The sequence below is a fragment of the Nonomuraea recticatena genome (assembly GCF_039533245.1).
Lineage (GTDB): Bacteria > Actinomycetota > Actinomycetes > Streptosporangiales > Streptosporangiaceae > Nonomuraea > Nonomuraea roseola.
Genome location: NZ_BAAATE010000034.1, coordinates 74,749 through 88,449, shown reverse-complemented (window position 1 = coordinate 88,449; position 13,701 = coordinate 74,749). Strand labels below are relative to the sequence as shown.

3 protein-coding genes are annotated in these 13,701 nt (G+C 70.9%); all 3 read left to right on the top strand.

Features of this window, described 5'->3' with window-relative positions; translation table 11 throughout:
- The first annotated feature begins 27 nt into the window (after positions 1-27).
- The 3 genes from ABFX50_RS41260 to ABFX50_RS41250 are packed head-to-tail and all read left to right on the top strand — an operon-like array spanning position 28 to position 13,679.
- Positions 28-13,206, top strand: a complete 13,179-nt coding sequence (locus ABFX50_RS41260; protein WP_346154545.1) for a DEAD/DEAH box helicase family protein — start codon at positions 28-30, stop codon at positions 13,204-13,206.
- Positions 13,207-13,213: 7 nt separating this feature from the next.
- Positions 13,214-13,432 (top strand): hypothetical protein, encoded by a 219-nt coding sequence (locus tag ABFX50_RS41255; protein WP_346154543.1) that lies wholly within the window; start codon positions 13,214-13,216, stop codon positions 13,430-13,432.
- Positions 13,425-13,679 (top strand): hypothetical protein, encoded by a 255-nt coding sequence (locus ABFX50_RS41250; RefSeq protein ID WP_346154541.1) that lies wholly within the window; start codon positions 13,425-13,427, stop codon positions 13,677-13,679. Before ABFX50_RS41255 ends, ABFX50_RS41250 begins: the two co-directional genes overlap by 8 nt.
- Positions 13,680-13,701 lie beyond the last annotated feature (22 nt).

Below are 13,701 nucleotides of genomic sequence, written 5' to 3'. Positions count from 1 at the left end.
ATCACACGGGGGCAGACGGGGGCCGACTTGTCCGAGTTCGACGTTTGGGATGTCAAGGCGCGCCGAGGCCTCGGAGCGGCCAAGTTCGACGCCGACCAGCACCCGCGCGACCGTAAGGGCCGCTTCATCGAGACCGGCGCTTCGGTACGGGTGTGGGGCGGAGGCCGCGGCACCGTCGTGAAGAACGTCGGCGGCGGCCGGATCGAGGTACGCCTGCAAGACGGCTCAGTGCAGGCGATCCACCGCAACTACCTCACGGTGGAGAAGCGGCCGGACGGCACTGCCCCCACCGGCAAGGCTCAGGCCGCGCCGAAGGCAATGGCGGTCGAGCAACCCAGCAGCGACGCCGCCGAGTTCACGCCGTCGACGCTGGACGAGCGCATCCCGGTCAGCGAGTTGAAGCCTGGCCAGCCTGTGCTGGTGTACGGGACCCGCCCGGACGGGGAGGTGCGGCAGCAGACCGGCATCGTCCAGAAGGTGAGCCCGGCCGAGGGCGGCGGGTGGACGGTACGGCTCGGCGGCGTCGACGACCTCGTCGACTCGGTGGACGTCGGTATGGACGATGACGGGGTTGCCCGTCTGCTGCCCGAGCAGGAGCTCGCGGCTCTGGTCGACGCCATCCGCCGCGATGACCCGAACGCGGTCGAGCTGGCGCGGGCGCTGGTGGCGAAGGTGACCGCCGACGACGACGCCGAAGCAGACCGGGGTGGCCGAGACGCCGCGGCGGGGGGTGGCGCCGAGCAGCGTGTCCGCGCCGCCGTACGGAAGCTGCAGCGGGAGCCGGGCGGATGGGTGTCGCTGACTAGGCTGCGCGAGCAGCTGGCAGATTTGCCCCGCGAGCAGGTCGATGAGGCGTTGCGGACCCTGAACCGGCAGCCCGACGTGGTGATGGTGCCGGAAGACAACCAGAAGGCGTTGCTTGACGAGGACCGGGCGGCGGCGCTGATGGTGGGCGATCAGCCCAAGCACTACATCCGGCTGGACACAGATGAGGAGCGTCAGCGTGAGGAGGCGGCCCGCCGCGAGATGGCGGCCACGTCTCCCGGCCCGAAGGCTCAGGGCGCACCGCAGGCCGTTGCCCCAACTGCACCGCAGACCGTCGTCCCTGGAGATCTGAAGCCGGGCGATCGGATCACGTTCGACGTGCCCGTAACCGCCGCTAACGCTGGGCGGTTCGCCAGCCCTCTAGCGAAGAATCCGCCCAAGCCCGGCGACACGGTGACGGTCCGGGGTGTCGTCGACGGTGTCGAGACCGACATGTTCGGCGGGTCGAGGGTGGCGCTGCGCCCTCGCGGCGCGCAGTGGCAGAGCGCGGGCGGCGGCGGGCCGTTGGAGGCTGGCGCTCAGGCGTGGGATCTGGACGAGGATCACGCGGTCCACAAGACGGGCCGTGCTCAGGAGCAGCCGCAGGCCGAGCGCGGGAGCGCGCCGCGCAGCGCGCCGCAGGCGGGACTGTTCTCCGACGTCGGGCGCGAGGCGCAGGGCACCGAGGACATGTTCACCGCGCACGAGCGCAACCAGGAACCACAGGCGCCCGAGCCTGAGCCCGCCGGGCCTGTCGAAGGGGCGGCGGCGCCGGAGGCGGACAGCGACACGCCCGCCATGGGCGAGGAGCGCGTCAAGGCGTTGTCCAAGCAGGCCAAGGAGGCGTTCGAGGCGCGCGACTACGGCCGCGCGATGCGGCTGACCAACCAGGCACTCGAGGCGTGGCCGGACATGCCGCAGGCGACCCGCGACCGCATAGAGCGCAACCGGCTGGTCGTCCAGTCGCATTGGAGGCGCAAGGGCAGCGACGAGGACCTGGCCGCGTGGGCGCGCACGCAACTCCGCGGACTGCCGGACACGAACGAGGTCACGCCGCTGCTCAAGGACCTGGACCGAGGCGACCGGGTGTACCTGCCGAACGCGGGCGGGCGCCGCGGCCGCGAGGTCATCATTACCGGCGTCCCGGAGAAGGTCGGGAAGGGCCCCAGGGCCCGGGGCCGTATCTCCTACATCGACCAGGACGGGCGGCGCGGGTCGGAGGCCCGATCGTGGAACGCGCGCTTGACCGTGCTCCGCGGCTGGGAGCCGCTGTCCGAAGACGACGGCAGCGCGCCGGCCGAGCCGGACGAGACGCGGCGGCTGGACCGGGACCTGTCCGTCCGGCCGGGGCTGCTGCCCAGCGATGTCGAGCAGCGTCTCGCGAAGGCGCGTGGGCGCCTGATCGAGGCTCTCGGCGGGGATGACCGGCACGCCGTCGACCAGGCCGCTTCGGACTACCAGCGGGAGCTGAACGCCGCCTACCAGGGGTTGCCCCGCCACATGCCGAGGCGGGACATCGCGCAGGGCGAGATCACGAAGACGAACCGTGCGGTTGGGGTCGCCCGGCACGAGTGGACGATGTCGCACAACGACCTGCCTGACCCGCGCACGCTCGACATGACCAAACTCAGTGAAGCTGAGTTGGATGAGCTGGGGTGGCGGGCGCGGAACTCGCCGATGGGGAGCGGCTTCGGTCAGCAGATCCTGACGATGCTGGGCGATGAGGCCCGCCGCCGCCGGAGCGACACATCCACACAAATTGACACGAACCGTGATGATCGTGTTACGGTGAGTTCTACAATGGGCGCCCCCAAGACCGGGCCAGCGCCGACCGACGACAGCCCGGCCGAAGGAGAAGGCGACGATGGACTACGCGGCGATCGCGCGCAGGCACTGGGAGACGTACCTGCCGACAGCGCTGGCCGAGCTGGAGAACCCGGACGAGTTCTTCCTGGAACTCGCCGCCCGGGTGGAGGACCGGATCGACGACCTGGCCCAGGAGCTGGCCGAGAAGCCGCCAGCCGGGGAGACGTTCGAGCAGCGGATCGGCCGACTGCGGAACGCGGAGACGCGGGCGCGGGAGATCGTGATGCAGGAAGAGATCTTTCTGCCGGCCGAGCCGGGTCTCGAGGACGCGGAGCTTCCCCCGATGCAGATGTAGCCGAGGCTGAGGGCCGGTTCCGGCCCGCCTCGCAGGAGGACCTCGCCCCCGCGGGGGAGAAGGCGAAGGTCCGCGCCAACATCGAGGCGGTCAAGGTGTTGCGCCGCTTGGAGTCGGTCGACCGGCTGGCGACCGACGACGAGAAGCGCGTCCTGGCCCGCTGGTCCGGGTGGGGCAGCCTGCCGATCGTCTTCGAGTCCCGCCCGACGCAGGCCCAGTTCAAGAACCCGGACGGGTCGCCGGACACGGTGACGTTCGAGCGGCGTCTGAAGCGGTGGGAGTCGTTCACGCCCGAGCGGGCCGAGCTCCGCTCGCTGCTCGACGAGAGCGAATGGCGCGAAGCGTCCCGCAACACGCTGAACGCCCACTACACCGACGCCTCCCTCGTGGAAGGCATCTGGGACGCCGTCCGTCAGCTCGGCTTCGACGGCGGCAACGTCCTCGAACCCGGCAGCGGGGCCGGCACTTTCATCGGCATGGCGCCCGAGGGGGCGCACATGACCGGCATCGAGCTCGACTCGACGACCGCGGGCATCTCCCAGGCGCTGTACCCGGACGCCACCATCCGCAACGAGTCGTTCGCCGACACCCGCGCCCCGGCGAACACCTTCGACGCCGTGGTCGGCAACGTGCCGTTCGGCGACTACTGGCTCGTCGACCGCGAGTACAACCCTGATAAGAAGCACTCGATCCACAACCACTTCATCCTCAAGAGCCTTGGCCTGACCCGGCCTGGCGGCCTGGTGGCGGTCATCACCTCCCGCTACACGATGGACTCCGAGGACTCCAGCGCGCGGCGCGAGATGGCCAAGATGGGCGACCTGGTCGGCGCGGTGCGGCTGCCGTCCGGCGCCCACCGCAAGGCGGCAGGCACCGACGTCGTGACAGACCTGCTGATCTTCCGTAAGCGAGGCGAGGACGAGCCCGCGGGTGACACGTCGTGGATCAACGCCCCGAAGATGGACGTCAACGGCTCACAGCACCCGGTCAACGCCTACTTCCAGCAGCACCCGGAGCAGATCGCCGGCGAGCAGACGACCGGCCGAGGCCAGTTCACCGACCATGACCTGATCGTGCGCGGGGACCGCGATGCCGCTCCGGCCATGCGGGAGGCTCTGGCCCGTGTCGTCGCCGACGCGCGGGAGCAGGGTGCCACGTTCGAGCAGCGCGAGGCCGGAACCCCGGTGGTGCCGCTCCAGCTCGCTGACCGTGACTCCCGACACGATGGGGCGCTGCAGCAGAACGAGGACGGCACCTTCACCCAAGTGCGGTCCGGCAGCGCCGAGCAGGTCGACGTCCACCCCACGCAGGTTGAGCAGCTGTCCGCGCTCCTCGGGCTGCGTGACGTCGCCCGCGCCCTCCTGACCGAGGAGAACGCGTCCGAGGCGGACACACCGCGCATGGACGAGCTGCGCGCGGAGCTGAACCGCCGCTACGACGCCTACACCGCCAGGTGGGGCGCTACCTCCAAGCGGGCCAACAGGCGTTTCACGCCGAAGGAAGTCAAGGAAGCCGCCGACGCCGCGGGCCGCAAGCCGCTGGAGTCGGAGAAGGCGTCGACCGCGATCGGCCTGCTCAGGTCCGACCCCGCCGGGGCGATCGTGTTCGCCCTCGACGACTACGACGCCGACACCGACACCACCCGCAAGGCCGACATCTTCGACCACCGCGTCGTGGCCGCGAAGAAGGCCATCACCGAGACCGACGATCCGGGCGAGGCCATCGCCGTCGTCGTCGACCGGTTCGGGTCGCTGCGCATGGACGAGGTCGCCAAGCTCCTGCGCGTCGACGAGGAGGAGGCCCGCCAGCGGCTGGGCAGCCGCGTCTTCGATCAGCCGCCGTCCTACACCCAGAGCGGCGAGCCGTACCTCCTGGCCGGGCAGGCCGCGTTCGTCCCGGCCGCCGAGTACCTGTCGGGCAACGTGCGCCGCAAACTCGTCGAAGCGCGCGCGGCCGCCGAACACGACCCGCGTTTCGCGCTGAACGTGGCCGCGCTGGAGGAGGTGCTGCCGCGCGACCTCACCCCCGGCGAGATCGACGCCCGCATGGGCGCCGCCTGGATCTCCGCCGAGACCGTGCAGGAATTCCTGCGCGACATCCTCAACGACCCGACCGTGAAGGTGAACCACGCGGGCGGCTCCCTGTGGGAGGTCAACGGCTACAAGGACGGCTACGAGGCCCGCAACACGTTCGGCACCGACCGCAAGCAGTGGTCGGCCATCGAGATCGCCGAGGCGCTGCTCCGCCAGTCCACGATCAAGGTCACCCAGTCGACGCCGGGCGGCGGATCCGTCGCCGACCCTGCCGGAACCATCGAGGCGCAGCAGAAGGCGCAGGAGATGGCCGAGCGGTTCTCGGAGTGGGTGTGGGAGGACCCCGACCGCGCCGAACGCCTCGCCCGGATCTACAACGACCGCTTCAACTCGATCGTCCTGCGCTCCTACGACGGCGCCAACCCCTCACTGCCCGGCCTGGCCGAGGGCTGGGACCCGCGCCCGCACCAGAAGGCCGCCGTCGCCCGCATCATCAACGAGCCCGCCGTGCTGCTCGCGCACGAGGTCGGCGCCGGTAAAACGGCCGAAATGGTCATGGGCGCGATGGAGCTGCGCCGCACCGGCATGGCCAAGAAGCCCGCCATCGTGGTGCCGAACCACATGCTCGAGCAATTCTCGCGCGAGTTCCTGGAGCTGTACCCGAACGCGAAGATCCTCGCCGCAAGCAGCTCCGACCTGACCGGGGCCAAGCGGCGCGAGTTCGTCGCCCGCGCCGCCACCGGCGACTGGGACGCCGTCATCTTGACGCAGAAGGCGTTCGAGAAGATCGACATGCACCCCGACGTGCAGAAGGAGTACCGCGAAAGCGAGCTGGAGAAGCTCCGCGCCGCGATCGAGCGGGCGAAGGAGTTCGGTGAGGACTCGCGGCTGCTGAAGCGGCTGGAACGCCAGCTCGTGCAGGCCGAGGAGAAGATCAAGGCGAAGCTCGACTCGAAGAAGGACGAGGGCAACGTCTACTTCGAGCACACCGGCATCGACTACCTGATGGTGGACGAAGCCCACATGTACAAGAACCTGCGCACCCCCTCGCGGATCGAGGGCGCCGGCATCGACGGGTCCGGCCGCGCGAGCGACCTGCACATGAAGCTGCACTACCTGCGGGGCAAGTCCGAATCTGGCCGCATCGTCACCTTCGCCACCGGCACCGACATCGCCAACTCGGTGACCGAAGCGAACGTCATGCAGCGCTACCTGCGGCCCGACCTGCTCGAAGAGGTCGGCATCGACGACTTCGACACGTGGGCGGCCACGTTCGGCGACGTTGTCACCGACATCGAGCTGAACCCGGACGGCAACGGATTCAGGCAGAAAGCGCGCTTCGCGAAGTTCCGCAACGTGCCCGAGCTGCTGCGCATGTACCGGGTCGCAGCGGACGTGAAGACGGCCGAGGACCTGGGCCTGCCCACCCCGCCTGTGCGGAAGGACGCCAACGGCAACCGCGGGGAGACCGTCGTCATCCCCGCCTCGATCGAGCAGCTCGACTACATCCAGGACCTGGGCCAGCGCGCCGAGGCCGTCCGCATCGGCAACCCGCGCAAGTGGATCAACGGCATCCCCGAAGACGAGTACGAGGGTGAGCCGGACCCCGACGAGGACCGCATCGTCGAGGACAACATGCTCAAGATCAGCGGCGACGGCAAGCGGGCCGCCCTCGACATGCGGCTGATCGACCCGAGCATGCCGCAGGTCGGCGGCAAGCTCGATATCGCCGCCGCCAAGATCGCCGAGATCTACGAGCACTCCAAGGACTGGCAGTACCCGATCCGCAAGGACTCCGACGAGCTCCACCCCACGCCGGGCGCCCTCCAGATCGTGTTCATGGACCAGGGCACCCCGAAGAAGAAGCCCGGCAAGCCCAAGGGGACCAAGGTCAAGGCTGAGAAGCTCAAGGCCGGCCAGTGGCTGAACCGCAGCGGCACCCCGACCCGTATCACCAAGGTCGAATGGGATGACGAGCGGCAGGCGTTCGTCATCGACCTCGACGCCGCCATCGGCGCCGTCGACCAGATCGTCATCGCCCGCGGCGACTCCCTCGTCACGGTCCCCGACCCGAAGCTCGGCGTTCCTGACGAGCCGGTCGACGCACCGGCCGGGGACGGCGACGCTTCCACGTGGGCGGCCTACGACGAGATGAAGGCTCAGCTCGTCGCCCGTGGCGTCCCTGCCGACAAGATCCGCTTCATCCACGAGGCGAACACGGACGCGCAGAAGGCGAAGCTGTTCGAGGACGCCCGCACCGGCAAAATCGCCGTGCTGCTCGGCTCCACCGAGAAGATGGGCACCGGCACCAACGTTCAGTCGAGGGCTGTCGCCCTGCACCACATGGACTGTCCGTGGCGTCCGGCCGACCTCGCTCAGCGCGAGGGCCGCGTGGAGCGGCAGGGCAACTTCAACCTGAACCTGCACGACAAGGACGTCCGCATTATCCGCTATGTCACGGAAGGGACATTTGACGGATATAGCTGGCAGACGGTCGAGCGGAAGCAGAAGTTCATCGCCCAGATGAAGCGCGGCACCCTCGACGTCCGAGAGATCGAGGACATCGGCGATGCCGCCCTCTCCTTCGCCGAGGTGAAGGCGCTCGCCACCGGCAACCCGTACCTGCTGGACAAGGCCAAGGCCGACACCGAGCTGAACCGGCTCGACCGGCTCGACCGCGCCCACCAGCGCACCCAAGGCAACCTGACCCAGCAGATCACCCGCGCCGAGCAGATGATCAGCGAGCTGACCTCCGACATCGGCGAGTGGCAGGAAGCCATCGCCGCCCGGGTGGACACACGCGGCGACAACTTCGCCATCAAGGTCGGCGACCTGGAGACCGACAAGCGCGCCGACGTGTACGAGCCGCTCCTGGCCGCCGTCCGCGACGTCCGCGACGGGCCCGCCGCCGAGGACCGGCCCATCCTGATCGGCGAGCTCGGCGGGCATCCCATCTACGCCATCAAGACGCGCCGCTACTACGGCGACCAGCTATTCCGCGTGATCGACGTCGGCTTCGACTTCGCCGGTGGCGTCTCCTCCTACCGGGGGCATCAGCTCACGGACGGGTCCGGGAACGGCATGCTGCGCGCCCTGGAGAACCGCCTCGCCGGTCTGGAGCCGCAGATCGAGGCCGCGGAGAAGCGCATCGCCCACCTGCGCGAGCAGGCCGGCAAGATGCAGGGCGCGATCGGCAAGCCGTTCGGGAAGGCCGCCCAGCTTGCCGAGGTGCGCGAACGTTCCCGCCTGCTCGGCGAGATCATCAAAACGCAGTCGCACCTGGACGAGATCAAGAACACCAACGACGACTCCTACAAGGAGGCGGCGGACACCCTCGCCCTCCTGAAGGAGAAGCTGGAGACGCTCCGGCCCGCCAGCGCCACCGACCCGGCCACCGAGCCCGACGCTGACCTTGTCGTCGACCTGGACGACCCGACCCCGACCGTGCACGACGACGGCGACGGGTTCGCGGTCGTCGACGTGCGCGGGTCGCAGGAGGACGCGGCCGCGCCCGAAGCGGCAGCGGCGGACGGCGACAGCGAGCCGGGCGGGGACGACGCCGGTACGGCCGCGCCTGCCACGGCCGACCTCGTCGACCTGGACGAGCCAGCCGACACCGAGACGGGCCGCCCCACGGCCACGGTCAGCCCGTCCGAGCTGCAGCCGGGAGACCGGATCCGGTTCGTCCGCTCCAGCGACGCGGTACGGCGGGTGCAGGGCCGCAACGGCACCTACCTGACGCAGAGCGAGGCCCGCGCCTGGGAGGCGACCATCCCGGCCGGATACCAGCCCGGCCAGCCGGTCCGCCTGCAGGACGTCGTCGAAACGGTCGGCGACCAACCCGCCCGCTACCTGCCCGACACGAACATGATCCGCCTGCCCGACCAGGTCGACCGGCTCGGCACCGACGACGCCGCCGCATCCGAGGGGCAGGCCGAGCAGCTGCGCACCTCCAGGGAGGAGGCACGCGCCGCCAACCAGTCGGAGGCGCAGGAGCGGCGCCGCACCATGCTGGAGGAGGCGGGCGGGCCCGCCCTCGTCGAGGCGGTTACCAGCTTCGACGAGATCGCCGACGCCGCCGAGAACGGCCAGGCGCCCGTGAGCGATCTGGAGGACGCGTGGATGCGCGCGGACGCCGCGCTCGCCGCCGCCCAAGACGGGGATCTGGACTGGATTCGTGCGGCTCAGCTCAAGACGCTGCGGGAGACGCTCGCTGACCGGCTGGTCATGGCCGGAGGCGACCCGCGGGCCGCCCGCCGCCGCGCCGCCGACTGGGAGCGCGCCCGCGAGGAAGCCGAGCGCGCCGCCGTCGACGGCATCCCCGAACAGGCGGCTGTCGGCGACATCGAGCCGGGCGACCGCATCGACACCCCGGACGGCCAGACCGCCACCGTCGAAGAGGTCACCCGCGCCGGTGACCTCACCTTCACCACCGAACGCGACAGCGAGGACCGGCGCACCATCCGCGCCCGCCCAGACGGCGAGCAGGTCACCAAGCGCACCAGGGCGCGCAAGCAGCCCGAGATCGGGCAGACCACGGCGGGAGACGTCGCGGTCGGCGAATGGCTGATCGACGACGACGGCAACGCCTCGAAGGTCGTCGGTGTCGAACGCGACGGCGACCGCATCGTCTTCGACGTGCTCGACCCGGACGGGCAGCCGTCACTCGTCGAGGCCGACGCCGGCGAGACGGTCACCCGCGGTCGGGGGCTGCGCAAGAAGCGGAAGCGGGCGCCGAAGCCGCCCGGCGAGCGCAAGCCGCGCTCGACCATCGTCAGCCTGCCGGACGGCACCCCCGCCACCCGAGTACGGCTGCGGTCCGACATCCGCAAGCGGGTCCTGGCCCTGGCCATCGACGCGGACCAGGACGCCAGCCCGCAGGCGCGGGAGGCGGCAGCGCGGCTGCGGGCCAGTCAGCCCGTCACGGCCGAGCAGATGCGCGCTCTCGGCCAGCGTCTGCGGCAGCTCGCCGCCGAGGGTCTGCCTGCGGTGCAGCAGCGGGCGTTGGAGCGGGCTGCCTCCTGGGTGGACGCCTCCTACGCGCGCCTGGCCGGGTATCCGGCGCCGCCGCACGAGCCGCACCGCGACCGGGTCGAGAAGGCCTACCCGGAAAACCTCGTCGCGGGCGACGTGGTGGCCATCCCCGACGAGGCGGGCGGCCAGGTGCGGCCGGTCCGGATCATCGAGGCGAAGCCGGTCTCGCGGATGCCGTTCGTCAGCGTGACGGTCGAGCACGCGGACGGGCGGCGTGAGCAGCGCATCCTGGCTGCGGGCGTGGATGTGCACCTGATGCCGGACCTGCCCGACGACGTCGAGGTTGCGCCCGCGGCCGCGCGGCGTGAGGAGCACATCAGGCCTGACCGGCTGGAGCCGGGCGACACCATCCGCGTCAACGACGTCGACCGGAAGATCGTCGCCTTGTGGAAGACGAGCGGCGAGTTCGACCCGGTGGAGGAATGGGAGGTGCTCGCCGAGGGCGGCGACGGCGGCGAGCTCGTCGTCACCTCGCGCGGCTTCCCCTCCGTACTGCGGGTCGCACGCGGTGAATCGTCGGCCGACCAGCCGTGGGACGCGCTGCTCGACGACACGGGCGACGGCGTCATCCCGGCACGCGACGTGCGGGTCGGCGATCGGATCAGCGTGGATGCGACGCACGGCGGCGCCACCGGCACCGTCGAGGAGATCGTGCCGCTGCTCGGGGAGGACGGGCAGCAGGTTGGCGTCACCGCGGTGGTGCGCACCTACTCCGACGTGCAGGCCGTGGTCGCCATGCTCGACGACGACACCAGCCTGCAGGTGACGAGGCTGGCCAAGGGCGGCGACAACGCCGAGCTGCGCATCGCCCGCCAGCAGGCCCGCCGCGTCCAGACCGCGCGGCTGCGCGCCGTACGGCAGGCGCTCGGCGAAGCAGAGATGGACCTGTACCGGGACGCCGCCGCGGCGATCGCCGACGAGGTCGGCATGCGGCGCGTCCACCCGCCCGAGGCTGGGGATCGTGCGTGGCTGCGCTCCCCCGACCTGGTCGAGCAGGCGTGGAAGCGGCTCGATGACCGCGCTCCCGCCCTGCAGGCCGCCCGAGCACTGGCCAGCGACGAGCAGCACGCCGCGGTGCTGGCCGACCGGCTCGCCCCGCTCGTCTCCCAGATCCGGGAGCGAGCCGCGACGAACCTGGTGGAGTCGATCCTCCAGGTGGATCCGCTGCCGGGCGAGACGCACGATCAGGCGCTGGCGCGGATGCTGGAGCAGTTCCAGGCCGACCCGCCCACCACGATCGACATGGCGCTCGCCCGCCGCCTGGACGTGACCGCGCTGTTCGAGGGCGGCGCCCCCAGCCCGGCCGCCCTGCCTGCGGTGGAGGGCGGCCTGGCCGAGCGACTGACCTCCTACCGGCAGGCGCTCCCGGCCAACCTCTCCGACCTGGGACACCGGCAGGTGACCCGCACCGTGTACCGGCCGCTGAATCTGGCCGACCTGGAGGACGGCTACGACCCGGGAACCGAGCAGATCACCGCCACCGTCCCGGATGTGGCCGCCGACGACGGGCCTGGCGAGCACGCCATGAGGCACCTGGCCGTCATCAAGGCTGCGGGCGCCGAGGTCGACCAGGCCCTCACCGGCCGTCTGGCCACGCCCGCCTACCAGGGCGCTGTGGCCGAGGCGGAGGCGGCCGAGAAGGCGATGTGGGACGCGGAGCGCGCCCTGGCCAAGGCCGAGCATGAGGCCAGCCAGCATGCCTTCGCCAACAACCTGTCGGAGCCGTCGCCCGCCCACCAGAAGGCGTTCGACAAGGCGGAGAAGGAGGCGAGGAAGGCCCGCAGGGCGGTCGAGGCGGCCAAGCTGCGCGTCGCCGAGCTGCGACGCGAGGCGGTGTTGGAGGTTCTGCGCGAGGTCCGCTCGTTCGGCGGCGCCCGCCTGACCTACCAGACCAAGACCGGGCAGGCCCGCAAGGAGAGCCACAAGCCCGTCCAGGCGATGCGCAAGGTGGAAGACGTCTACCCGGCCGACTGGGTGGCGATGCTCGGCGACGAGGGGCCCGTGGGGCTGGCCATCGCCCAGCCGAACATCATGGGCGGGCCCGGCCGTGCCGGCTACAGCCCCAAGGCGCACACGATCGTCATGCCGGACTCGACGCCGCAGGAGCAGTTCCGTCAGGGCGTGCACGAGCTCGGGCACGCTTTCCAGCACCGGCTGCCCGGCCTGCGCGAGGCAGAGCGGGCGTTCCTGTGGGAACGCACCGCGAGCGGCGACGTCGGCCACCGCGAGCGCGGCGAACCCTTCGAGGTAGGCGTCGGGCCCGGCGAGGTCGGCTACGACGGCGGGTTCCCTCACCCGTACACCGGCCGCGTCTACGCGCACGGCGGCGGCGAGGTGTTCACCACCGGCATGGAGTCGCTGATGGCCGGGGCGGACTATCTCGACGACGACATGCGCTCGTGGCTGCTCGGCGTGCTCTCCCTACTGGGCACCAGCCACGACGGGCCCGCGAAGGACCCGCTCGACGGAGTCGACCTGGACGAGCTGTCCGTCGACCAGTTGCAGGCGCTGCTCGGCCAAGTCGAGTGGAACTCGCCCGCGTACGAGCGGATCATGGCGCAGCTTCGCGGCCGCCGCATCGAGGACGATCCGCTCGACGGCGTCGACTTGGAGGAGTTGTCAGCCGAGGATCTGGCCGACTTGCTCGGCTCGCTGAGCGACAACTTCAGCGCCGCCCGCATCTCGGAGGTGCTGGACCGTAGGCACGCCGAGGACGAAGCGGAGCGGCGCCTTAACGCCCAGATCGACGCGCTGGTCGCCTCGGGCGAGATGGACCAGGAGGAGGCGTGGGCGCACGTGCACGGCCTCACCGTCGAGCAGATGGAAGCCGAACGGCGCCGCGCCTCCGTCGACGAGCGTCTGCCCGGCGAGTCGGTAGAGCGGCGGGTGCGCCGCCAGTACGACGAGTGGGTGGAGCACCAGTACGGGCAGGCGGAGGCGGCGACGAACGGCTACATGGTCAACAAGCGCGGCCGAGCGGCCGGCGTCGACCCCAAGAGCTTGTTCTCGGGCGACTGGCGGCGGGTCAACGCCTACGCCTCCGACGAGTTGTACAACTGGTTCCGCGCCAACGGGTGGCGGAACTACACCGAGTACGTGGCCGACGTGCTCGGACGTGACCGTGATGTTCGAGCAGCGCGGCGATCTCGTGAGAGCCGTCGCTTCACCCGATAGGAGACCGATGGAGCAGCAGGAGCAGGTGTCGGCGGTGCGGCTACGTGCCGCACGCCTGGCCGGGCGGTCGGTGGCGGCCGAGGGCGGGCCGATCGAGCGTAATCCGTGGCGGGCGGCGGGCGGGCCTCTGTCGCGGGCGTTCATCGCCGGTTACAGGTCTGTCGTCCCGGCCGAGCCGGGCAGCGTCGACTACGGCGACAACGAGGAAGGCGGCCAGCGTGTTTGAGGTTCACGGCTACGTCGACGGGGTGGCGTACGCGGTCACGGTCGGCCGCGCGCGACCGGAGGCGGCCGCCACCACCGGCATCGTGTCCGGCACACGCACGGTGGTGGACCTCCTCTCGGGGCGGCAAGGCGCCGACATCGTCATCCCGCACCAGCCGACCACCACCCTGGACGTGCATGACCCGGTGAGCGTCCTGGCCGCGCTGCGCGCATGGACGCAGGTCGTGACGGTGAAGGAACCCCTATAGCCGAAGGGCCGGCCAGTGTAGG